The following is a 23,247-nucleotide window of genomic DNA, read 5'->3' on the forward strand; positions in this document are numbered from 1 at the left end:
CCTCGGCAATTCCCTCGGGAGGAATAAGGTGATTGACGAATGAACGAACGCAGCTCCGCTTTTGGCCAGACTCTAAAGGCACTGCGGCGCGAGCGCGGCCTGAGCCAGGCTGACCTTGCCGGCCGGCTTGGTTCAACACAGCGTCACGTGTCATTCCTGGAGACGGGAAGAGCCCAACCAAGCCGGTACATGATCCAGAGGATCGAACGCGAGCTTGCCCTTTCCGTCGCTTCCAGTTTCGTGCTTCACGAAGCAGCGGGTTTTGCAAGCCCCTACAAGTACCGGGCTGAAGATTCTCCGGACGTTCAGGAAGCGCTCGATTTGATCGAGACGCGGCTTCTGGCTAACTGGCCCTTTCCTGCCTTCGTGCTCGACAAGCGCTGGACAATCCTCAGGAGCAATTCACCGGGCAAACTCTTTCTCTCGGGCTTCATCGAGGAGCAGAATGAACCTGTAAACCTGTTCGAGATTTTTCTCTCGCCAGTCTTCCGCCAAAGTATTCTGAACTGGGAAGAAGCTGCGCCCATCTTTGCAGCACGCCTCTACAAGGAAGCCGCTGAAGACCCAGGTCTTGCGGAACTACTCACGAAAGCACACGAAAGCGGGCTCCTGGAGGGCCTGGATGAAATAGATCGGGAAAATGTACCCGTCTTTGTGCCGGTTGAAATTGCACTTCCCGGGGGCGGCCGCCTTCGGATCACCTCCCTGCTCGGTCAACTGGCCTCCGTTCAGGATGCAGTTATTGAAGGCATGACGATTGAAATGATGGTACCCATGGATGCCGCCAGCGAAAACTGCCTACTGGCAGCAGCCAACATGGCCGCTTCAACAACTGCCGCCGAATAGACCTCCCCGGACACCACAGACCACAGGATGAAGTTTGTGAGAACTTTCCTATTTGCATTGGCATTTACAGTCTCCTTGAACACCCTGCCTGCATCCGCGGACGAACTTCCCTTGCCGGAAAGTGTCTGGAAAGGGATCGAAGCCACCCCGCAAAACGGTCTTCCTGACGGCAGAATTGCAGTTTCAACAAACACCAGGGGCGAGAAAGTCGCGGCCTGGTACGGATCGCCTACGACACGCTACCGCCACGGCATATTGGGTGATGCGGTCGAAGCAGGAGCTCTCCACGTCGAATATCGGAACGGCCGACGCCATACACTTCAGCTTCCCGAGAGCCAGGTCTTCGAAGACAGAACACCGCGGATTGTCGATCTCGACGGAGACGGAAGACCAGAGATCGTAACGATCCGATCCTATCGAAATGCCGGGGCGAGCGTTGCAATCTTTGGTGTCAGAAACAACCAGCTCGTAGAACTCGCCAGTACAGAAGCGATCGGTCGGTCCAACAGGTGGTTGAACATCGCTGGGATTTGGGATTACGCGGGACGCGGCTCCATGCAAATCGCATATGTTGAGACGCCTCACATTGGCGGCACGCTGCATTTTGTCGTGTGGAGCGGTGACAAGCTGCGACCGATTGCTTCGACATACGGCACTTCAAATCACGAAATCGGGTCCAGGGCCCAAGACCTTTCAGCCGACCTGGATTACGACAAGGATGGTCAAATGGATATTGTTGTCCCTTCAGCTGACCGCGGGGCGCTTCGGGTCTTTGGCTTCTCCCATGGAAAGCTCAGTGAGCTGGAAACGGTTTCGCTGCCCTCTCCTGTTGCAAGACGAGGAGACACGGACGAAGCCTCAAAGGCCGGCTGCGTCCATTTCGAACTCAAGAACGGGACAACTTTTGCGCTTTGCCGTCCGTGACCAGAGACCGGTTTAGGCATATGCCCGAGCAACTTCACCTCTAGAATTAAGATACCCGCGCCGCCGCCTTCTCATTCCTGGCACTCAGAATTCGGCTGATATTCATTTCAATCCAGTCAGCAAAGTCCCGCACCTTCAGGGCAACTTCCTTTCCTATCGGCGTCAGGCTGTAGTCGACATGCGGTGGAACGACCGGATGTGAGTACCTGTTCACGAAACCATCGGCCTCAAGCGTCTGCAGGGTTTGGGCGAGCATTTTCTCGCTGACGCCACCGACCTTGCGTCTGAGGTCGGAAAATCTGTGATCCTGCTCCAGCAGGGCGATCAGGACCAGAACTCCCCATCTGCTCGTCAGATGTTTCAGGATTTCCCGCGACGGACAATTCGTGTCAAAGAGCGCACCTTCGCGCACCAAATCCGACAACCCCAGGGGTTTGTCCGGCTCTGCATCTGTCATCAATCCGGTCTCCTTCACTACGAGGATCTTTCTCGTGTGGAATCAAGCCCAAAACTAACCTTTTTGTATGTACTAACAAAAGGAAAGTTATACATCTACATGGATGGCATCCGATGGAATTCACCGATCGAAACCAGGAGAAAACTCATGATCGCAGTAACCGGTGCCAACGGTCAGCTTGGCCGGCTTGTCCTGAAACATCTCGCAGAACTCACGGACCAACCGCTTCGTGCGCTTGTGCGCTCCCCTGAAAAAGCACAAGATCTTGCCACCGGGCAGATCAAAGTTGTGCGCGCCGACTACAATGACCCTTCGACCCTGCCTGCATCGCTCGAAGGGGTAGAAAGGCTGCTTCTCATTTCAGGCTCGGAAGTTGGAAGCCGCACGGCACAGCACGCTGCGGTTATCAACGCAGCGAAAGCGGCAGGTGTTGGTTTCATCGCTTACACCAGCCTCTTGAATGTGCCGAAATCAAGCCTCGTACTCGCCACGGAACACATCGAGACGGAGCAGATCCTGCAGCAAAGCGGTATTGCTCACGTTATCTTGCGAAACGGTTGGTACCTGGAAAACTTTAGCGGAACAATTGCAGCGGCGCTGGAGCATGGTGCCGTGGTAGGAGCAAGTGGCGACGGCAGGTTTTCGGCAGCTGGACGCGAAGATTATGCCGAAGCTGCTGCTCGCGCGGTTACAGGAAATGACCTTACCACCAGAGCATTGGAACTCGCTGGACAACCAGCTTTCACCCTTTCCGATCTCGCCGCTGAATTGTCCAGGCAGGCCGGTCGCGATATTCCTTTCAACAATCTGCCTGAAGCAGGCTATTCAGGCATTCTCGCGGGAGCCGGATTGCCGGAAGGCTTTGCCAGGGCAATTGCTGATGCAGACCGGGGCGCCTCTCAAGGCGAGCTCTTCAACGCTTCCACGACCCTGGAAGAGTTGATTGGTCACCCGACAAAAACACTGAGTGCGGCAGTTTCTGAGGTACTCTCGTCAGCAAGGCCTGCCTGATCCCTTCCAAGCCAAGCTGTACAGAATTCTAGCCGGGACAGACAGGCTTTGTCCCGGCAAACAACTTCGACATATTTGATTACGAATTTCTTTGGAGGCGTCATCCCCCAAACCGCCGCGAGGTAGGATGACCTCCGACCCTCCGGCACCTGACTGGAGAATCGCTGTAAAGTCGTCTAAAGGCCAAGTCTCAATCAAGGATGGATTTTCCAGGACGGCGCCATGAACGATCGCTTTGTGAACCGTACAGCACTGTTCTTCATCAATCGGCCGCAATGGATCGCCGTGCTTGTGATTTCGGCGCTGGTGTTTTTACCGCTGGCAGTCTGGCTGGATCTTAAAAACCTTTCCGACAACTCACTGCGTGCGCAAGCGGCAAGTCTCAATTCGATCATCACCGGATTTCGCACCTATTATGCCACCAACGTGGTTTCCCGTGTTCTGTCCACCGAGGGTGAAACACGGACGGCGCATAACTATCAGGCGATCCCCGGCGCCATCCCCATTCCTGCCACACTCTCGATCGAAATGGCGGAAGTTATCGGTGATGGCGAGGAAGACATTGACTATCGCTTTGTCTCGGACCACGTGTTCCAGAACCGCGCCCCGCATGTGCTCGACAGTTTCGAGCGCGGCGCACTTCAGGCCTTTCGGGCCAACCGCAACCCCAACCTCGTGATGACGGAAATAACCGGCTCGATCTTCGACCGGAAGATCCGCATTGCAGCTCCAGTGGTGATGGGTTCAGCCTGTGTGGCCTGTCACAATTCTCACGAGGAAAGTCCCAAAAAGGACTGGAGAGTTGGCGATATCCGGGGTCTGCAGGAAATCAGCATCTCCCAACCAATTGCCGAGAACATCTGGTCGTTCAAATACCTGCTGATCTACTTCGCCTGCGCGGGCTTCTTCGGTGTCGCCTTCATGCTGTTGCAGTTGCGTCAGGCCATTGGTTTCAGACGCATGAACAAGGAGCTGGAGGAGACCAACTCTTTCCTCGCCTCGATCTCGCTGAAAATCTCGAAATACCTGTCTCCTCAGGTCTACCGGAGCATATTCTCCGGCGAACGGGACGTGGTCATCTCCACAGAACGCAAGAAGCTGACGATCTTCTTTTCCGACATCAAGGATTTCACCCTTTCCTCCGAGCATCTCCAGCCTGAAGAACTGACGCGGCTGCTCAATGAGTACTTCACCGAAATGTCGAAAATCGCGACCGAGCACGGCGCAACCGTCGACAAATTCATTGGCGACGCGATCCTGGCGTTTTTCGGTGATCCGGAAACAAAGGGTCCGAAGGAAGATGCTCTTGCCTGTTTGAAGATGGCGATTGCCATGCAACGGCGAATGAAGACACTCAACGCCGAGTGGCGACGGCGCGGGATCGAGAAGCCGTTTGAGTCGCGTATCGGCATCAATACCGGGTACTGCAATGTCGGTAACTTCGGCAGTGAAGACAGGATGGACTACACGATCATAGGTGCCGAGGCGAACCTCGCGGCCAGACTGGAGAGCATTGCCGAGCCCGGCGGTATTGTTGTCAGCTACGAGACCTATGCACTCGTCTCTGATCATGTGCGAGCGACCGCAATGGATCCGATCCGCCTGAAAGGTATCAGCCGCGATATCATCCCTTATCGTGTCGATGATTTTCACGTCGATACGGACGCATCACAAGAGCAGACTTTCAACATTTCAGGCGAAGGTGTTCATCTGTTCCTTGATGTGGATCGTCTTGGTGCTTCCGATGCCGCCAAGACCCAGGATGCCCTTGAAACAATGCTGACAGCACTCAAGAACCGGAAACCAGCATCTCCGGGTCTGTAGTCGAGCTTCTGTCGCCTTAGCCCCCAATGGCGCCCGGTTTGACCGATCTAAGCGTTCTCATTTCCAAAACTGTTCAATCACTTCAAGGATATTTGTTGGTCGCTCCTCTCCCAACCTGCTAGGCAGGAAAAACAAGACGACCTGAAAGCCAGCAATGTCCGATTTGACCACCTCAGATCCTTATGCCCAGGACGGTACCTACGCCTGGTTCCGCCTTGCCATTTCCATCCTGCTCAGCACGCTGGGTGGGGCTGGCATGTGGGTTGTGGTCATCGTTCTTCCGGCGGTTCAGGCTGACTTCGGCATCGATCGCGCTGGTGCTTCCCTACCCTACACGGCGACGATGATCGGCTTTGCGGCCGGCAACTATGTGCTTGGGCGTTATGTCGACCGTTACGGCATTGTTCCTCCGGTGATCGCATCAGCGCTCTCGCTCAGTGCCGGGTTCGCGCTTGCCGCATTGGCTCCGGACATCTGGATGTTTACTCTTGCCCAGGGTGTGCTGGTAGGACTTGGAACCGCGGCCACTTTCGGTCCGCTGATTGCCGATATCTCCCACTGGTTCCTGAAACGGCGAGGCCTTGCGGTTGGATGTGCAGCTTGCGGAAACTACCTTGCCGGTGTGCTTTGGCCATCGATCATCCAATGGAGCCTTGCAACTTCTGACTGGCGGGAAACTTACTTGCTGATCGCCGTCATCTGTCTCGTGACGATGGTTCCGCTGGCGCTGATCCTGCGCCGCCCTCCACCCGAAGCAGCCCTGTCGGCCTCGCCGTCGCAAAACACCTTTGGCAGCCAGTCCACCGGTCTGTCCCCCGCCACGCTGCAGATCCTGCTGGTCATTGCAGGTCTCGCCTGCTGTGTCGCCATGTCGATGCCCCAGGTTCACATCGTGGCTTACTGCGTTGACCTTGGTTTCGGTGTTGCTCCCGGAGCCGACATGATCGCCCTGATGACAGGAGCCGGCGTCATCAGCCGCCTCGTCTCGGGCTTTGTGGCCGACAAGATCGGCGGCGTCAGAACCCTGCTCATTAGCTCGGTCCTACAGTGCGCTGCCCTCTTCCTTTTCATACCGTTCAACGGTCTGGCATCGCTTTACCTGGTTTCGCTGATCTTCGGCCTTTCCCAAGGCGGGATCGTGCCAAACTACGCAGTTATCGTGCGTGAATACCTACCGGCCAGGGAGGCCGGGCAACGAGTGGGGCTCGTCATCATGTCGACCATTCTTGGCATGGCTCTTGGCGGTTGGCTCTCCGGCCTGATTTACGACCTCACCGGTTCCTATCAGGCAGCCTTCCTGAACGGGATCGCATGGAACGTCCTCAACATGGCGATCATGGTGTTCATTTTGATGCGCAGCCGGACTAGGCTCGCGCCCGCGACCTGAGCAGGAAAATAAAGAAAACACCGCCGATCAAACCGGTGACAATGCCAATCGGCATGTCCTCCGGCGCCATTAATGTCCGGGCCAAAATATCTGCCCAGATCAGAAAGATGGCACCGAGCAGTAGACTGACCGGCAAGACCCGCGTGTATCCGCCCCCGACCAGGAACCGGGCAATATGCGGGATCATCAGACCGACAAAACCGATGAGTCCTGAAAAGGCGACCATCACACCCGTGATCAGCGCTCCAACGACAAAAACGGTCAGACGGAACCTGGCAACGGGAATGCCGAGCGTCGAGGCGGTCTCGTCGCCGATTGTCATGGCATTCAGGTCACCGGCCTTGGCCAGCAGATAGGGCACGGTCACAACAAGGATACCGAGCGGAAACAACAGATGGGACCATTGCGCCAATCCAAGCCCGCCGAGCATCCAGAAGACAACCGTGTGCGTCGCACGCGGATCTCCCAGGAAAATCAGGATATTTGCGAACGACATGATGATAAAGGAGACGGCGACACCGGCAAGCACCAAGCGATCCGCACTGGTCGCTCCGGCAAAATGGGTCACGCCGAGAACAACCAGAGTGGCGACCAGTGCTCCGGCAAATGCCATAAGGGGAACTGTGAGCAGTCCGAGAAACAGTCCCGTGTGAAGCAGAGCGAGAATTGCACCGGCCGCACCGCCTGAGGAAATGCCCAGAAGGTGCGGATCGGCAAGCGGATTGCGGGTCACGGACTGGAGTGCAGCCCCGACGATCGCAAGCCCGGCGCCGACAAAACCGGCCAACAGTGTTCGCGGGAAACGGATGTCCCAGACAATCGCTTCCCTGCCCCTGGACCAGTCCACTTCCACCGATCCGGGGAAAACCTTATCGGCAACAATGCCGAAAACCGTGCCGGCCGGAACCGAAACGGCTCCGACAGACAAGGCGGTGACGACGGAAACCAACAACCCAAGAACCCCGAGCACCAGCAACAAGGGGAAACGGTTGCTTGACGTTGTCTGCGTCCGCTTCACTTCCCGGGGATTGTCCGTCGACACGCGCTGCAGCAAGGATCACTCTCCCCAGAAGGCTTCGGCCAGTTTCTTGACGGCCTTGATGTTGCGCGGCCCCGGTGTTGCCTCGACATATTCAAGGGTCACAAACCTGTCGTTCCTGACGGCGTCGATCTCGGCAAGCGCCGGGTTGTTCTTCATGAAGTCCCGCTTTTGCTCGGCCGTGACATTGCCGTAGTTGACGATGATGACCATCTCGGGATTCTTGTCGACCACGGTTTCCCAATCGATCTTGGCCCAGCTCTTTTCGAAGTCGTCCAGAACATTCACACCGCCCGCGGCCTCGATGAGCGCAGTCGGCATTGCATAGCGCCCTGCGGTGAACGGCTTGTCTTCACCGCTGTCGTAAACAAAGACCCGCAGTGGCTCGTCTCCCGTTTTCAGCGAAGACGTGAACTGGTCGAGTTCTTGCTTGTAGTTGCCGACAAGGTCATGTGCCGTGTCCTCGATCCCGAAAATCTTTCCAAGATTGATCAGGTCGTTATACATGTCGTCCATCGACACCTTCGGCTTGTCGCCGATATGGATGCAGGATTCGGTCAGTTCGTAGACATTGATGCCAAATGGGGCGAGTGTTTCCGGGGTCACTTCACCGCCCACCTTCATGCCGTAGTTCCAACCGGCAAAATAGAAGTCGGCATCCGCGCCGATCAGGACTTCCTTTGTGGGATATTTCTCTGAAAGTTCCGGCAGCTCGGCAACGCCCTCGCGCATTTCCTCATCCAGTGTTTTCCAACCTGAGATGCCGGTGTAGCCGACCATGTGGTCGCGCAGTCCGAGAACGAGCATCATCTCGGTGAGGTTGACGTCGTTGGAAATAGCCGCTTTTGGCGGAGCATCGAAAATAACTTCCCGGTCGCAGCTTTGTACCTTTGTTTCTGCAAGAGCCGTACCTGCAAACAGGATCGCCGTCAGACTGAGAGCCACACTCTTCATGAAATTCTCCAATGTCTAAAGATGAAAGGTCAGGTGCGCACGCTCTCCATGAGCAAGTTGCACCAACCGTGCCTGAACCGAATAGGCTTCGGTGATGTTCTCCGGTGTCAGAACCGTTTCTGGATTTCCGAAACCTACTGTGAAACCCTTGTGCAACAGCAGAACGCGGTCACACACCTCGCTTGCAAGATTAAGGTCGTGCAGGCTTGCGACGATAGTGATGTTGAGACTGCCGATCAGGGAAACGATTTCCAGCTGATGCCTGATGTCCAGATGATTGGTCGGCTCATCCAGGATGAGCACTTGAGGCTCCTGTGCCAGTGCACGGGCCACCATCGCCCGTTGCCGTTCACCACCTGACAACGTGCCAAAGGAGCGTTGCGAAAACTCAGAAAGCCCCATTCGCTCGATAGCGCTTTCGACGATTTCCGCATCCCTCTTGCCGCTTCCGGCAAATCCTGATCCGTGAGGGCGACGCCCCAAGGCCACGATTTCGCGCACTGACAGGGCAAAATCCGTTGGTTGCTCCTGCAGGACAGCCGCAACCTTTCTTGCTGTTTCTCGTGAGGACATCCGCCAGATGTCGTGCCCGTCCAAAAAAATGCCGCCTTCGCTCGGTTTGTGAAACCGGTAGAGCAGCCGAAGAAGCGTTGATTTGCCGGCGCCATTGGCACCGGCAATTCCGAGAACCTTCCCGGCCTCAAGCTCAAAGCTGACGGGATGCAGGATCGTCTCGCCCTGCCCCGCCTGCCAACTCGCTTTTCTGACCGAGAGCGACGCACCATTCATGAAACAGCAGCCTCACTTGCTTCGGTAACAATCATCGCCGCCGGAATGCGCGCCAAGGCCGACCGCTTCAACTTGCCCGACCGTTGACCGGACGAACACCAGCCATCCTCCAGTTGCCGATACTGATGAGCAAAGGCAACAAGATCATCGATGTCTTCATCCGGATCGATGTCGCCAAACAGGTAAGTCGCCTTTTCGCTGGCACGGAATGCAACCGTGCAGGGACGCGAGCATCCGGCCATGCAGGCAATGCCCGACACTTCAAACTCCTCTCCGACGACTGGTACGGCGAGTTTCAAAGCGTCCTGAAGCTTGCTGATGAGTTCAAAACCCGGTCGGCAATTGCTTCCGCTGTAACGGCAGGACGTGCACACGAATATTCTGTGGGGATCAACACTCATCGCTGCCCCCATCTCTCGGAAAGAGGCTGAGGACCTTTGGGCGCTGTTTTGGACAGTCTTCTCTCTCCACGCTCTCGCCAGCCAAAGGGGTAACTCCGTGCAATTTCGACTCTTGTAATGTTATTACATTACCAAGCATCTTGTTTGCAACCACAGTGTCGTGTCCGTTCGGGCACATAGCACGAGCAGCCCGCTCGCTGACGCTGCTGGCCTTGTCAAGAAAGACGGGAGTATGAAGTAGTCTTTTGTGTATTTTCCGGTTCATATCGCCCTCCGCGATTGCGCGGAATGCTGAAGAACCGAATGTCGAACTTTGTCAGCTGATGCTGGTTAGCCATATCACTCGCTCCTCCGGAACACCCCGCCCGGGTTGAAGTTGAAGATGAAATGGCAGGTCTCCTGACTTACGGGTCACAGCTCGCCTGATCCTTCCCGGGGTCTCCCCAGTGGCGCTTTCAGGTCCGCTCACCGTTCACAGTTGCGGGGGCAGTCACGGATTTGGTGCCTGTTGGCTACGCCTCACCGTGTTCCCTTTTAATTCCGATCCAGAACTTGGATTCGAAAACCATGTCTTTTTGATTGGAGCAAATAACCGAATGTGTCAATCGGCAAACCGACACCCGCCTACCGAGCTGCGACATCCGCTGGAATGAAGAAGAAAATTCGGAAATTCCTGACCAAACACGTTTTAACTTGATCGCCACGCTCACCGGAAGCACCATCCGGGAAACAGGATAAAACGGGAGCTCCCTCATCAAACGGGGAGCATGGGACACATGCCAGGTCAACAGAACAGAAATGGCTTCAACGCGCCGCTCCAGACGGTGTTCCAGGACTTCATGGCCGATTGGGTCTTTTCGGACACCCACACGGCCCAATACATCATGGAGACTTACTTCACGCCCGATTTTTCAGCGGAGATCGACGGCAGACATCTGTCACGCGACATCTTTCAGCGACGTATAGGCCGCATGCGCCAGGATGCGGAGGTCGAGGAACAGGATTTTGTTGAAATGTCCGAAGAGGGCGACAGGCTGTTCAGCATGCACAACACGCGTGGCAAGTCGCTGGTATCAGGTCAACGTCTCGAAACCCGCGCGATTGCATTTTTCCGCTTTGACGGCAAACGGATCAAGAAAGGCTATCTGAACAGCGTGACTCTGGGAGATCCGAGTGACGCGGATTTCGCATCCCGCAGCTGAGGCCCGGCAATCTCGAGCCCGCTCACCTAAGCATTTGAGACGAACTCGTTCGTTGTCTTTAGCCGCGAATCTTGCAAGTATTTCAAGCAGAAACTTAACCGCTCCACCAACCGACGCCGCGCTGGATACGCTTTATCGCACCTTAACTCCATGCCCCTATATTTGTACTTTATTCCAATAATCGCGCTGCTGATTATTCTGCCGGAACGATGGGTCTGGGTCATCCCGATGCTGAGTTTCTTGCTTCTGGTATTTTCTCAACTTGTGCCGATAGATGTAAGTCGACAATTCGACGTTCCGAGGAGCCTTTTCACGTCGCAATTTCTCTACGTGGCAGCATTTTCATCAATACGGTTCGCATTCGACCGATTTAGGCTTCGTAAAACCAACAATGATCTCAGTTAGGTTTATTGTTCTTTCAGCTGATATCCGTGCGATCTGCCCTTGCCTTCAGCAGTCAAAATTCTTACCTCGGAAATCATGAAACAGGATGCTTTTCCCCCGCGCGCCGAAGCGCGCCCCGAGACACTTGAAACCCACGGCATTTCACGACAGGACGACTATGGTTGGCTGCGCGCAGACAACTGGCAGGACGTCATGCGGGCCCCCTCCGTTCTCGACGCTGACATTCGTACTTACCTGGAAGCTGAAAATGCTTATCAGGACGCGCAGATGGAGCCGACAAGAGAGCTGCAGGAAAAGCTCTTTGCCGAGATGCGCGGCCGGATCAAGGAAGATGACAGCTCGGTCCCCACGCCCGATGGTCCCTACGCTTACGGTCTGAAATACGAGACTGGTGGCCAGCAACCGATTTTCTTCCGCACGCCGCGCGATGGCGGCGCAGAGACCATTCTTCTGCACGGCGACAACGAAGCCGAGGGCAAGGCCTATTTCAAGATCGGCGGCGCCAGCCAATCCCCGGATCACAAGCTGCTTGCATGGGCGTATGACGACAAGGGGTCTGAATACTACACATTGAGGCTGCGTGAGGTTTCTGGCGGCAAGGACCTGGACTACAGCATCGAAGACACCGGCGGTGGCGGTGTCTTTTCGGCCGACAGCAAATTCGTTTTCTATATCCGCCTCGATGACAATCACCGGCCATCCAGACTGTTTCGTCACGAAATCGGAACAGATCCGGCGAATGATGTTCTTGTATTCGAGGAAAAGGATGCCGGCTTCTTCATGGGGGTTGGCAAAACCCAGTCCGGCGAGACCATCGTGATCGACATTCACGACCACGAAACTTCGGAAGTCTGGATGATCCCCGCAGATCAGCCGGAAGCGCCACCGGTATTGATCGCACCACGCGACACGGGCGTTGAATATTCCATCGAGGATCGCGGCGACACACTCTACATCCTGACCAACCTTGGTGATGCCGAAGACTTCAAGATCGTCACAGCCCCCAAGGCAACCCCGGGCCGCGAGTTCTGGACAGATCTGGTACCGCACAAATCCGGCCGCCTGATCCTGTCGCACTGCGTCTACAAGACGTTCATGACCCGCCTGGAACGCGAAGACGGTCTGCCCCGGATTGTCATCCGCAGGCTTGCGGACAATATCGAGCACTCTGTTGCTTTCGACGAAGAAGCCTATTCACTCGGACTGGGCGGCGGTTACGAGTTTGACACGACCACGATCCGGTTCTCTTATTCTTCGATGACAACGCCGTCGCAGACCTTCGATTACAACGTGGAAACCCGAGAGAGAGTGCTCCGCAAGGAGCAGGAAGTTCCTTCCGGACACAATGCGGCAGACTATATCACCCGGCGTCTGATGGCGCCGGCGGCCGACGGGGAAACCGTGCCTGTGTCCCTGCTCTACCACAAGGATACTGAGCTGAACGGTTCTGCACCGCTTCTTCTCTACGGATACGGGTCTTACGGCATCACCATTCCGGCGAGCTTCAACACCAATTGCCTGTCTCTGGTGGATCGCGGCTTTGTCTATGCCATCGCTCACATCCGGGGTGGCAAGGACAAGGGCTTCCGCTGGTACAAGGATGGGCGCCGGGAGAAGAAAAAGAACACCTTCACCGACTTTGTTGCCGCAGCCGATCACCTGGTCGCCGAGAAATTTACCTCTCACGACCGGATTGTTGCCCAGGGTGGTTCCGCCGGTGGCATGTTGATGGGGGCCGTTGCCAATCTGGCACCTGAGAAGTTCGGTGGCATCATTGCCGAAGTTCCGTTTGTCGACGTCCTGTCAACCATGCTTGACGACACCTTGCCTTTGACCCCGCCGGAATGGCCGGAATGGGGCAATCCGATCACGGACAAGGAAGCGTACCAGTACATCGCCTCCTATTCTCCCTACGATAATGTCGAGGCCAAGGACTATCCGGCTATCCTTGCCGTTGCAGGCTTGACCGACCCGCGCGTGACCTATTGGGAGCCTGCCAAGTGGGTTGCCAAATTGCGCGCGACAAAGACCGGCAACAACCAGTTGATGCTCAAGACCAATATGGAAGCAGGTCACGGTGGTGCTTCGGGTCGCTTCGACCGGCTCAAGGAAGTCGCTCTGAACCAGGCTTTTGCGTTGATGGTGACCGGCAAGGCCTGACGCACTGCGATTGTTCACATTTATTTGACACGAAGACCGGGCCCGCATGCGGGTCCGGTATTTCTTTTGCCCCCAAATGGCTTAGGTTGTTTTCAACCAAATTTACAACAACAGTTGAAGGGGATGTCATGACGAAGTCATCACACCGGGGCCTCCTGTCCGCCGCCGGTTTTACTCTTGCTGCCGCCCTGCTCTCGTCCGTTTCTCTTGCAGGCGCCGCAGAGCTGCGCTGGTCTTCACCGACCGATCCCCAGACCATGGACCCGCATGCGGTCAACTCCGCCCCGGTTCTGGGTTTTTTGAACAATGTCTATGAAGGTCTCGTTCGCCGCGACAAGGACATGCAGATCGAAGGCTCTCTTGCAGAAAGCTGGGAACCGTTGGGGGGCGACGGCTGGCGCTTCAACCTGCGTGAAGGCGTCAAGTTCCATGACGGGTCGGAGTTCACCGCCGAAGACGTCCTGTTCTCCTATGAGCGCGCGTCCTCTGAAGAGGCAGATACAAGCTCCTGGTTTGCCCCGGTCAAGGAAGTCAAGATCGTAGACGATTACACTGTCGACTTCCTGACCCACGCTCCCAACCCGATTTTCCCCGATTCCATTGCCAACTTCATGATCATGGACAAGGGTTGGTCGGAAGCGAACAGCGCCGTCCGGCCGGCCAAGGAAACGGAAACCTACGCGACACTGAATGCCAATGGCACCGGTCCCTTCAAGCTTGCGTCCCGCGAGCCTGGCGTCCAGACCGTTCTGGAGCCTTTCGACGGCTGGTGGGATGAAAAAGAACACAATCTGACCAAAGCCACATTCCTGCCGATCGCCAATCCGGCAACGGCAGTCTCAGGCTTGTTGAGCGGCCAGGTCGATCTGATCAACCCGGTCCCGGTTCAGGACGTGAACCGTATTGAAGGCCAGGACGGCCTGACCTTGCACCAGGGTATTGAAGCCCGGGTGATCATGCTCGGCTTCGGTCACAACCAGGATGCGCTGAAATACTCCTCGGAGACGACCGACAAGAACCCGTTCCAGGACCTGAAGGTCCGCCAGGCGGTTCAAAAGGCGATCAATGCGGAAGCCCTGGTCGACAAGATCATGCGTGGCAACGCTGAAGTGGCAAGCCAGCTGGTCAGCCCGCAAATGAAGGGATACAGCGAAGCTGCAAGCGACCGGACCGGTTACGACCTGGACGGTGCAAAGGCTCTTCTGGCTGAAGCAGGCTACGCGGACGGCTTTTCCTTCGGCCTGATGTGCCCGAATGATCGTTACATCAACGACGAAGCACTCTGCAAAGCCATGGCTGCAATGCTGACACAGGCAGGCATGAAGGCAGACCTCACCGCCATGCCTGTCCGCAACTACTGGCCGGAACTGCGGGCCGGTAACTTCGACATGTATCTTCTGGGCTGGTCGCCAGGCACATTCGACGCCGAACATCCGGTCCGTTTCCTGGTCACCACCAAGAATGACGAAAAGAAACTCGGCAGCTGGAACTTCGGCGGCTACTCGAATGCACGCGTCGATGAACTTCTGCCGCTCATTCAGAAGGAAATCGATCCTGCCAAGCGCCAGGAAATGATTGATGAAGTCGCCACGATTATTCGCGACGACGTGGTTTACGTGCCACTGCACATTCAGCCACTGTTGTGGGGCTCCAAGTCGAATGTCGACCTGACACAACGGGCGGACAATTTCCTGATGCTGCGCTGGATCAACGTCAACTGAATCAGCCGCACAAGCTGAGTTCATTTTGGGCCGGCGCATCCAGCGCCGGCCTTTTAGTTTGTGAGCAACGGTTTCAACGGCTCTTTAGAACACAAGTAAAGAGCCGTATTTCACAAAATCTTTTCAGAAATTCCAAATCTGGACCCAATCTCATTTAATAAGAAAACCGAATTATTTCCGAAATTTAATGAAACATATTTTAATTGAACAAGAATAACACCTCACCAAATCTGTAATCATCGATCTGACAAAATAGATCTTGGATCAAGAAACAGAGTTCTGGAGAGGAAATAGCATGAATACTCACACAAGATTCACTAATACCAACTTCACCAGTCTAGATGAACTGTTGCAGCAGCAACTCGATACTCTCACATCCCAGGTTAGTCAGCAGAAACCAGCCGGCCCGCCAGGAGAATTCGAGATTGAGCCAGTAACAGACGCAGCAGCAGGCACTATCGCCGGCAGCCCGAATCCTGTCGACCTGCCCTTCATGAACCTTGATCCCTATGCCCTTGACGGAAAGGAAAACCTTCCGAGTGGCGAACTTCAGGAAGGACCGCAAGGCAATATTGTCTCGGAGATCCAATCTTCGAACGGAGCGGGTGAGCAGCAACTGGGCTTTGGCCTGGAAATGGAGAACTACACGTTCCGCACGAACGACGGGACCCTGGACGTCTTGGAGTTCACCGAAGAGCGCATGACTGAAATCAAGACCATGAACTACAACGGTCAGCTGACCCCCGTGGAGTATCAAAGTGGTCTTGCCTATTTCTTCGAAGGAAATTTCTACGACACGCAGCTGAGACAGCTCTATGTCGAGATGGAAACCGAGGTCGCCACGACGATTCAAACCGAGTTCGACCCGCAAGGCAATCGGATCCTGACCGCTTACGATTACGAGCAGATGCTCAACGTGGAGGGACAGGCGTTCGACTATGGAATTGAAGAATTCGTCATGGAATTCGAGCTGATGGTCGAACTCGAGAGGCTTGACAGCGGAATTTACCAAATGACGCTTTCCGTCGTCTTTGAAGGTGAAATCGTCTACTTGAACGGAGCTGAACGGGAGTACCTCTTCGAAGACGAGATCACTGCCTGGTTCTCAGACCTCAGCGAGGTGAATGTTGACCAGTTTCCGCAGGGCCTGTTTGACGAGATTGCCCGCTTTGCCAACGGCATGGGGGAAGCTTGGGATGGGTTCGGAAACCTCAATGACCATCTTGAAGCAATTCTGTTGCAGCTTCAGGAAGACGGCCACTATCAGGCCTGGGACGATGCGGGCCAGGGTCTGGACAATCCGTTCGACTTTGATCTGCCCAGTATCGACCCGTTCTCCTGATCCAGGCAATCAACCTTCGCCGGTTGATCCAATTTCAAAACCATGAACTCCCCCTTCGTTCATGAAACGGAGGGGGATCAACTGCCTGCCATGCGTGGCTGCATCGAAGCACCGCTTCGCAACTGAAAGCCGGAGCTGCGGGCAGCAATTTCAACATGTGCGTGCCCGCTTGCCCCCCGGTACTTTCGCTTCCCAACACACCGTCCGCCTGCTGGTCACAGCCCGATACGGCGAAGAGAATCTCAGCAATCGGAATTTCGATGGCTGCTCAAAGCGCACGCTTCGAGAACTTCCTGCTGGCAATAGGAAGGAAACAGCCCGGCCAAATGCCACGAGAGGACGGATGAAATTGCCGGCATCAGGCATCGCGATGTCGACTATGTCCCCTTGCACATCCAGCGTTGCTTTGGGAATCCGAATTCACTTTCGATGCGACCCAGAGGACGGACAATTTCCGGATACGGCGCTGGGTCAGCGTCAACAGACGTTTCAGGCAAGAGTGCCATCAGAGACAGGCATCCCTGACACCGGCCTTTTCCCCCTGCCCCTGCCGAACAGTGAAACGTAATCTCAGGTCAACCAGGTCTGTGAACGCCGGATCAGGAGAAGCGGCCCTGAGCTGTGCTCGCTGAATGGATTGGATCGGCTGTCCGGCAACGAAACACCAGGCCACCGCAGACAAAAATCCAGGTGAGAAGCTACGTCAGATACCCAAGGCACAGCCAATCCTAATCCTGACTATTACCTTCCGCTTATTCTTTAGAGAATAAGTAAAGGCAGGAATTCATCAAATTCATTTCGAATATTCCAAATTTACAAGATCAATCATTTAATGCGAAAACCGAATTATTTCCAAAGTTTAATGAACTATATTTTAATTGCACAAATATTACTTCTCACCAAATCTTTAATCACAGATCACAAAATAATAGATCTGGGATCAAGTAAGAGACTTTCAGAGAGGAAACAACATGAATACTCATACAAGGATCACTAATACGAGTTTTACCAGTTTGGATGATCTGCTGGAGCTTCAACTCGATACTATGGCTGCAAAGGCAAATCAGCCGAAACCTCCTGGACCACATGATGAACTGGACATTGTGCCTGCGACCGATGCCGCAACTGGCATCATGGCTGGGGCCGCCAATCCGGCTGACCTGCCCTTCATGAACCTGGACCCCTATGCCCTTGACGGAAAGGAAAACCTTCCAAGTGGCGAACTTCAGGAAGGGCCGCAGGGCAACATTGTCTCGGAGATCCAATCTTCGAACGGAGCGGGTGAGCAGCAACTGGGCTTCGGCCTGGATATGGAGAACTACACGTTCCGAACGGAGGACGGGACCCTTGATGTGCTTGCGCTCAGCGAACAGCGCATGACCGAAATCAAGACCATGAACTACAACGGTCAACTGACCCCTGTGGAGTATCAGAGCGGTCTTGCCTATCACTTCGAAGGAAATTTCTACGACACGCAGCTGAGGCAGCTCTATGTTGCGATGGATGCCGAGGTCGCCACGACGATCCAAACCGAATTGTTCGATACGAATGGCAATCCGGTCCTGACTGCCTACGGATACGAGCAGATGCTCAACGTGGAGGGACAGGCTTTCGACTACGGAATTGAAGAATTCGTCATGGGTTTCGAGATGATGGTCAACCTCGAGAGGCTTGACAGCGGAATTTACCAGATGACGCTTTCCGTCGTCTTTGAAGGTGAAATCGACTACTTGAACGGAGCTGGACGGGACTATCTCTTCGAAGACGAAATCACGGCCTGGTTCTCAGACCTCAGCGAGGTGAATGTTGACCAGTTTCCGCAGGGCCTGTTTGACGAAATTGCCCGTTTTGCCAATGGCATGGGCGAAGCCTGGGATGCGTTTGGCGACCTCAATGACCATCTTGAAGCTATTCTGCTGCAGCTCCATGAAGACGGCCACTATCAGGCCTGGGACGATGCGGGCCAGGGTCTGGACAATCCGTTCGACTTTGATCTGCCCAGTATCGATCCGTTCTCCTGATCGCGGCAACCAGCTTGCCGCAAGTGACCAGGATCACTGAAACCAGGCATTGCCCCTCCGCTCATACGAGCGGGGGGTTCAGCTGATCGTGTCTTGATTTTGACCGGTTCTTCGGTTCAATAGAAACCTGTTGCAAATCAGTCAATTGAGATGCCCGCCAAAGGGTGTTCGAGATACAATCACTGGAGTTCGCCATGCCCCGTCCCATCCGCAGCGCTTTGGAAGCTGCTCGCAGGCTCAAGACAGGTTTGCGGATCGCTCCGGCAATAGCGGCAACATTCGCCCTGGCGGCATGCCAATCCCAGTTCCAGCAACCATCTGACCTGCTGTTTGCTCCCACCTTCAGCAAAACGCGTCAGAACATTCCCTACACCTACAACACGCCCTACGACTGCCGAAACTTCACCGGATCCGGCTACAAGGGGATTGCTGGGGGTGTCGTTTATGATTTCGACAAAAGATACGTGATCTCTCAGGCCGGGTGTTTCCAGTCACAACAGGAATGTCAGGCTTGGTTGTCGGTCATGCGCAGTTACATTGATGTTCCGCGCTTTATCGGCTGCCAATCCTACGTGGCCTAAGGGAACATCAAACCGGAAGCACGCCCTGTAGGATGGGATAACCGGCAACGTAAGTCTCCACATAGTCGCGCAGGCACTTTGCCCGCGCGCTCAGCAAACGGCCTGTTGGCCAGACCATGTAGGCCTCCCGGTTTTGTCCTTGCCATTGCGGCATGACCAGCTGCAGTCTTCCGTTTCTCAGGTCCTCGGACGTTTCACTGACCGGCAACAGGGATATTCCCAGCCCATCCGCAGCCATTTGCCCGGCAAGGCCGATATCGTCCACTGCAATATCTGCGCTCAGGTGCAGCGTTTCAGTGGCCCCCGTTTCCGAGTTTTCCAGTAGCCAGTTAGGCAGCACCGATACGCCAATCAGCCTATGGCCCCTCAAATCTTCGGGTTTCAACGGACTGCCGGCACTCTCCAGATAGTCCGGTGAGGCAACCAACATTGTTGCGACGGAGCCAATGCGCTTTTGAAACAGGTGCAGATCCGTCTGCACCCCGATCCGCAATGCCAGATCAATCCTGTTCTCAAGAAGATCCTTGTTCTGATTGCTCAACTGCAAAGACAGCTGGATTTCAGGATAATCCCTGAGAAATGCCGACCACATCGGTTGCAACAGGCCGACCGAAATATTTGTTGGCGCGGCAACCCGCAGGCGTCCTCGCATTTCATGCAAATCTGCGCTCAGCCCCCGCTTCGCTGCTTCAGCCTGATCCATCAAATCGGCAAAAGCCTCGTAATAGGCCTCTCCTTCCGACGTCAGGGAAAACTTGCGTGCAGAACGGTGGATCAGCTGAGCACCGATCTCTTCCTCCAGCTTGCGCAAACGCCGTGTGACGGTTGCTGCTGGCAACTGCAGGTGTCGCGCTGCTGCCGAAAGAGACCGGTTTTGAGCAATGCAAACAAACAGAGCCAGATCGTCAAGCATGATTCCATTTTCGTAATTTAAGTATCCATGATTCGTTATAGATTCTATTTTTCGGAATAAATAGACCTTCCCGTGCAAACTCATTCACGGAAGGATCCTTCAATGCCCAAACACTACATCAGTGCCTGCATCGAACTTGAGAATGGCGCGGACCTTCAAAAGGCTGAAAAAGGACTGCGGCTCCTTGCGGAGCAAACACAAGACGAACCCGGTTGCCTGCTCTTTGAAATCCGTCAGAACCTGAAAGAGCCGAACAAATTCACTTTGTGGGAATGCTGGACCGACCGGCAGGCCTTGAGCGACCACTTCGAGATGGAGCACACAAAGGCCTATCTCGCGCAAAATCTCACTCGCGTGAACTATATCGAGGAACTTGGCGAGATCGGCATGCCGGCCGATGAGAAGGCAGCGTGAGTTCCGGATGAAACACCGGTTGATCACCACCTTCCTGATGTCACTCGGACTGTCCTTTTTCATGTCGTGCTGGGTGACATTCATAAACCTGGGTTGGAGCGAGACCTTCCTGGAACAGTGGATGGCCGCCTTTCGCCTCGCCTGGCCGGCGGCCGCTGTCATTGCCTTCTTCCTCGGACCTGCCGTGCAAAGAACAGCCACGCTGATTTCCAGGCATTTGCCTTAACATTCACCGGAGCAGACATGATCTTGGAACGTCAAAACTTTGAGCAACTCGGCTTGCCGGTCGGCCCCTATACCCATGCCGTCAGACATCAAAACACACTCTACACCTCTGGTTTCACCGCCTTCGGAACAGATGCCCAGAACGGCAGCGCCAGCGAGCAAACACATGCCGTGCTCGATCAATTGCAGTTCATTGCCCGCCAATACGGGAAAGACCTGAAAGACCTTCTGAAAGTGACCATTTTCGTCACCGATCCTGAGGACATTCCAGGTATTCGGGAAGCTGCACAGTCGCGCTACGGCGATGCGGTTCCGGCAAGTTCCCTGGTCATGACCTCCGGCCTGTTCTCTCCAGAGCTCCGGATCGAGATTGAAGGAATATTTGCCCTTTGATCACCGAGCGGTAAAGAAGAATTGAGATCAACTACTGGAAACTAGGTAGTTCTCTCAAAATACCTAAAAAGAAAAATAGGGTACAATTTTAGTTCAAGCACTAAATAAAAAGCTTACAATTGTGCTCGGACAATACGTCCAAATCAAACAGAACTTAACCACCTGGAACTCAGGTGGTTTTGTTTTGGACCTACTTGATCAGACCATGACCTCAGTCGTCAGCGAGTATCTTGCGAAAGAACAGCGTTTCTTTGATCGGGGTTTCGTAATAGGCGTCGATTTGCTCAAATCCGGCGGCCGTGTAGAGCTTGATGGCTCCGGTCATTGTAGGAAGCGTGTCCAGCACCATCGACCGATATCCCGCAAGTACGGCGGTGTCGAGAATTTGCTCAACCAGCGCGCCACCAACACCTAGTCCCCGGCCTTCGGGCAACACGTAGAGGCGCTTCATTTCGCAAGTGCCGCCCTCATCAAACCGGCGCAACCCGACACACCCCAGGACGATTCCCTGCCTGTCTTTCGCCAGGAACAGAGCCCCTTCCGGGGGAGCGTATTTGCCCGGCATTCCGTGCAGTTCCTCTTCAATCCCCTGATAGGAAAGGTCGATGTCCAGCCAGTCGACATAGGCACGAAACAGCGTCTTGACGATCTCAAGTTCATCGCCCGTTTCGACTGGAGCGATGACAAATCCGGTTTGAGAGGACATGAAAACAAAAAAGCCTGATGTTGTTTGCGGTCAGTTGCCGGGCGCAATCGCTGGAATTGCCTTCAGATAAGCTGCAATTGCCTCACGATCGCTCGCGGGAAGCCGAGCCATGTTCTCCTGAACATGAACCATTTCACCGCCCACGGAATCATAATCCGGCGTGAAGCCACTTTCCAGGTAATAAGCGATGTCCGCAGCGCTCCAGCTACCGAACCCGCCTTCAACCGGCGTGATATCGGGGATCTTGCCATCTCCCGTTGGCGCCGGCGCTCCTCCCAACCACTTGGACAAAACCAGCCCACCCGCGAAGTCGCGTTCGGTGTGGCACTCTCCGCAATGCCCGGGCCCTTCCACAAGGTATCGTCCACGATCCCAAATCACCTGATCAACATCCCCCTCTGAAACGGGAGATGCGATCACCGGAGCCGGATCCAGGAACATACGCTTCCAAAGGCCCAGGCCTCGGCGCATGTTGAACGGAAACCCCAGTTCATGGTCGGCAGCTTTGCCCTCAACTTTCGGCAGGGTCTTCATGAATGCAAAGAGGTCCCCCAAGTCACTGTCCGTCATCCGGGCGTAGGAGGTGTACGGAAATGCCGGATAGTAGTTTTCACCGCCAGGAGATGTGCCGTGGGTCATGGCATTTGCAAAATCGACAAGCGACCAGTTGCCGATGCCATCTGCTTCGCTTGACGAGATATTCGGCACAACAAACACGCCGAATGGTGTTTCAAGCCTGAGACCACCGCCAAGTTTGAGCAGTTCCTCCCCTTTTGCGCCCTTGGCTGCATGACAGGAGGCACAGCCACCGGCCCAGAACACAAGCTCACCCTTTTCGGCATCCCCCTCTTTCAGGGAGGCCGCTTCCTGAGCACTGATTTGTGTTGGAGCGGAGAGCCCCCATGCCGTCCCGGCCGCCACAACAGCAAGCACAAAAAGGACAACTAATGCCTTTTTCATGGGGGCCTCTCCAGAATGTCGCGTCACAAATTTTCGATGTAGAACCGGTCAGTTCTTCTTACGGTAAGTCTCGTGGCACGATTTGCAAGTGCCAAAAACCGGTCCCATGGCGGCCTTGAAGGCATCCAGATCGGCCGGACCGTCTTTACCTGAAGCAGAAGCAGCTTTCTCGGTCGCAGCAGAGAATTTGGCCAGTTCGGCCGCAAAGCCATCCGCATCCTCCCAGATCTTGGCTGTTGCGCCCGTTTCACCCTGGTCCGAACCGGCAGGAAAAAAATCACCGAAGGTAACGGAAGCCGAACGCATTGTTGCGATGACCGCTTTGCCCGCGACCGGATTATAGTCGATTTCACCTTTCATCATTCCGCCGCCAAGACCTGCCGCCGCGCCTACGGACGACATGATGGCTTGCCGGGTTGCGACCGGGTCCTCAGCGGCATGTGCCGCAACTCCAGCCAAACCCAGCCCTGTAACCAGAGCAGTAGACACAACTCTCCCGAGAACGCGCATGACCCTCTCCCTCTCGATTCACGCATCAAACGGTGCCGAAGCACCGGGAAGAGTACAGCCCA

General features: G+C 55.0%; 23 protein-coding genes and 1 riboswitch. Of the genes, 14 read left to right on the plus strand and 9 right to left on the minus strand.

Features of this window, described 5'->3' with window-relative positions:
- The first annotated feature begins 39 nt into the window (after nucleotides 1–39).
- Complete coding sequence (locus ABLO27_RS14505; RefSeq protein ID WP_353033655.1) at nucleotides 40–846, plus strand: helix-turn-helix domain-containing protein; 807 nt, start codon at nucleotides 40–42, stop codon at nucleotides 844–846.
- A gap of 36 nt (nucleotides 847–882) precedes the next feature.
- On the plus strand, nucleotides 883–1,770 hold the full coding sequence (locus ABLO27_RS14510; protein WP_353033656.1) for a hypothetical protein: 888 nt from the start codon (nucleotides 883–885) through the stop codon (nucleotides 1,768–1,770).
- A 46-nt stretch (nucleotides 1,771–1,816) separates the two neighbouring features.
- Here the strand turns inward: ABLO27_RS14510 and ABLO27_RS14515 are convergent, their stop codons facing one another.
- On the minus strand, nucleotides 1,817–2,227 hold the full coding sequence (locus ABLO27_RS14515; RefSeq protein ID WP_353033657.1) for a winged helix-turn-helix transcriptional regulator: 411 nt from the start codon (nucleotides 2,225–2,227) through the stop codon (nucleotides 1,817–1,819).
- 147 nt (nucleotides 2,228–2,374) lie between these two features.
- On the opposite strand from ABLO27_RS14515, the gene ABLO27_RS14520 reads away from it, so the two are divergent.
- From ABLO27_RS14520 to ABLO27_RS14530, 3 genes are all read left to right on the plus strand, one after another.
- A complete protein-coding gene (locus ABLO27_RS14520) occupies nucleotides 2,375–3,238 on the plus strand; it encodes an SDR family oxidoreductase (protein WP_353033658.1) in 864 nt (287 codons plus the stop codon).
- A gap of 222 nt (nucleotides 3,239–3,460) precedes the next feature.
- Nucleotides 3,461–5,062, plus strand: coding sequence for an adenylate/guanylate cyclase domain-containing protein (locus ABLO27_RS14525; RefSeq protein WP_353033659.1), 1,602 nt, complete (start codon nucleotides 3,461–3,463; stop codon nucleotides 5,060–5,062).
- 154 nt (nucleotides 5,063–5,216) lie between these two features.
- Complete coding sequence (locus tag ABLO27_RS14530; protein WP_353033660.1) at nucleotides 5,217–6,449, plus strand: MFS transporter; 1,233 nt, start codon at nucleotides 5,217–5,219, stop codon at nucleotides 6,447–6,449.
- On the opposite strand, the gene ABLO27_RS14535 is transcribed toward ABLO27_RS14530, so the two are convergent.
- From ABLO27_RS14535 to ABLO27_RS14550, 4 genes are all read right to left on the minus strand, one after another.
- Nucleotides 6,427–7,428, minus strand: coding sequence for a FecCD family ABC transporter permease (locus tag ABLO27_RS14535; RefSeq protein ID WP_353035029.1), 1,002 nt, complete (start codon nucleotides 7,426–7,428; stop codon nucleotides 6,427–6,429). The genes ABLO27_RS14530 and ABLO27_RS14535 overlap by 23 nt on opposite strands.
- A 78-nt stretch (nucleotides 7,429–7,506) precedes the next feature.
- Nucleotides 7,507–8,442, minus strand: a complete 936-nt coding sequence (locus ABLO27_RS14540; protein ID WP_353033661.1) for an ABC transporter substrate-binding protein — start codon at nucleotides 8,440–8,442, stop codon at nucleotides 7,507–7,509.
- Between the two features lie 15 nt (nucleotides 8,443–8,457).
- A complete protein-coding gene (locus ABLO27_RS14545; RefSeq protein WP_353033662.1) occupies nucleotides 8,458–9,231 on the minus strand; it encodes an ABC transporter ATP-binding protein in 774 nt (257 codons plus the stop codon).
- Nucleotides 9,228–9,632, minus strand: a complete 405-nt coding sequence (locus ABLO27_RS14550) for a DUF1636 domain-containing protein (protein ID WP_353033663.1) — start codon at nucleotides 9,630–9,632, stop codon at nucleotides 9,228–9,230. Before ABLO27_RS14550 ends, ABLO27_RS14545 begins: the two co-directional genes overlap by 4 nt.
- Before the next feature lie 372 nt (nucleotides 9,633–10,004).
- Nucleotides 10,005–10,217: riboswitch (cobalamin riboswitch) on the minus strand.
- Nucleotides 10,218–10,408: 191 nt separating this feature from the next.
- Between ABLO27_RS14550 and ABLO27_RS14555 the strand changes: the two genes are divergently transcribed.
- The 6 genes from ABLO27_RS14555 to ABLO27_RS14580 all read left to right on the plus strand — a co-directional run bounded on the left by ABLO27_RS14555 (nucleotide 10,409) and on the right by ABLO27_RS14580 (nucleotide 19,064).
- Complete coding sequence (locus ABLO27_RS14555; RefSeq protein ID WP_353033664.1) at nucleotides 10,409–10,834, plus strand: nuclear transport factor 2 family protein; 426 nt, start codon at nucleotides 10,409–10,411, stop codon at nucleotides 10,832–10,834.
- Nucleotides 10,835–11,314: 480 nt separating this feature from the next.
- The gene (locus ABLO27_RS14560; protein WP_353033665.1) at nucleotides 11,315–13,399 is read left to right on the plus strand and encodes a S9 family peptidase; all 2,085 of its coding nucleotides are present in this window, start codon (nucleotides 11,315–11,317) and stop codon (nucleotides 13,397–13,399) included.
- A 128-nt stretch (nucleotides 13,400–13,527) separates the two neighbouring features.
- Entirely contained in the window at nucleotides 13,528–15,120 is a 1,593-nt protein-coding gene (locus ABLO27_RS14565) for an ABC transporter substrate-binding protein (RefSeq protein ID WP_353033666.1), read from the plus strand.
- 295 nt (nucleotides 15,121–15,415) lie between these two features.
- Nucleotides 15,416–16,462 (plus strand): hypothetical protein, encoded by a 1,047-nt coding sequence (locus tag ABLO27_RS14570; RefSeq protein ID WP_353033667.1) that lies wholly within the window; start codon nucleotides 15,416–15,418, stop codon nucleotides 16,460–16,462.
- Between the two features lie 971 nt (nucleotides 16,463–17,433).
- The gene (locus tag ABLO27_RS14575; protein WP_353033668.1) at nucleotides 17,434–18,483 is read left to right on the plus strand and encodes a hypothetical protein; all 1,050 of its coding nucleotides are present in this window, start codon (nucleotides 17,434–17,436) and stop codon (nucleotides 18,481–18,483) included.
- A gap of 194 nt (nucleotides 18,484–18,677) precedes the next feature.
- Nucleotides 18,678–19,064 carry a hypothetical protein gene (locus tag ABLO27_RS14580; RefSeq protein ID WP_353033669.1) on the plus strand — a complete coding sequence of 129 codons (387 nt, stop codon included), beginning with the start codon at nucleotides 18,678–18,680 and terminating at the stop codon, nucleotides 19,062–19,064.
- Between the two features lie 7 nt (nucleotides 19,065–19,071).
- Here the strand turns inward: ABLO27_RS14580 and ABLO27_RS14585 are convergent, their stop codons facing one another.
- Nucleotides 19,072–19,977 (minus strand): LysR family transcriptional regulator, encoded by a 906-nt coding sequence (locus ABLO27_RS14585; protein ID WP_353033670.1) that lies wholly within the window; start codon nucleotides 19,975–19,977, stop codon nucleotides 19,072–19,074.
- A gap of 102 nt (nucleotides 19,978–20,079) precedes the next feature.
- On the opposite strand from ABLO27_RS14585, the gene ABLO27_RS14590 reads away from it, so the two are divergent.
- From ABLO27_RS14590 to ABLO27_RS14600, 3 genes are read left to right on the plus strand one after another with little or no spacing between them, the layout of a single operon-like run.
- Nucleotides 20,080–20,391 (plus strand): putative quinol monooxygenase, encoded by a 312-nt coding sequence (locus ABLO27_RS14590; protein WP_353033671.1) that lies wholly within the window; start codon nucleotides 20,080–20,082, stop codon nucleotides 20,389–20,391.
- Between the two features lie 7 nt (nucleotides 20,392–20,398).
- Nucleotides 20,399–20,617 carry a DUF2798 domain-containing protein gene (locus ABLO27_RS14595; RefSeq protein WP_353033672.1) on the plus strand — a complete coding sequence of 73 codons (219 nt, stop codon included), beginning with the start codon at nucleotides 20,399–20,401 and terminating at the stop codon, nucleotides 20,615–20,617.
- 17 nt (nucleotides 20,618–20,634) lie between these two features.
- Nucleotides 20,635–21,009 carry a RidA family protein gene (locus ABLO27_RS14600; RefSeq protein WP_353033673.1) on the plus strand — a complete coding sequence of 125 codons (375 nt, stop codon included), beginning with the start codon at nucleotides 20,635–20,637 and terminating at the stop codon, nucleotides 21,007–21,009.
- A gap of 211 nt (nucleotides 21,010–21,220) precedes the next feature.
- Here the strand turns inward: ABLO27_RS14600 and ABLO27_RS14605 are convergent, their stop codons facing one another.
- From ABLO27_RS14605 to ABLO27_RS14615, 3 genes are read right to left on the minus strand one after another with little or no spacing between them, the layout of a single operon-like run.
- Nucleotides 21,221–21,715 (minus strand): GNAT family N-acetyltransferase, encoded by a 495-nt coding sequence (locus tag ABLO27_RS14605; protein ID WP_353033674.1) that lies wholly within the window; start codon nucleotides 21,713–21,715, stop codon nucleotides 21,221–21,223.
- 30 nt (nucleotides 21,716–21,745) lie between these two features.
- On the minus strand, nucleotides 21,746–22,675 hold the full coding sequence (locus tag ABLO27_RS14610) for a cytochrome c (protein WP_353033675.1): 930 nt from the start codon (nucleotides 22,673–22,675) through the stop codon (nucleotides 21,746–21,748).
- Between the two features lie 48 nt (nucleotides 22,676–22,723).
- The gene (locus ABLO27_RS14615) at nucleotides 22,724–23,185 is read right to left on the minus strand and encodes a c-type cytochrome (protein ID WP_353033676.1); all 462 of its coding nucleotides are present in this window, start codon (nucleotides 23,183–23,185) and stop codon (nucleotides 22,724–22,726) included.
- Nucleotides 23,186–23,247: the final 62 nt, after the last annotated feature.

Origin of the sequence: Roseibium sp. SCP15 (genome assembly GCF_040329435.1) — a bacterium.
Classification (GTDB): domain Bacteria; phylum Pseudomonadota; class Alphaproteobacteria; order Rhizobiales; family Stappiaceae; genus Roseibium.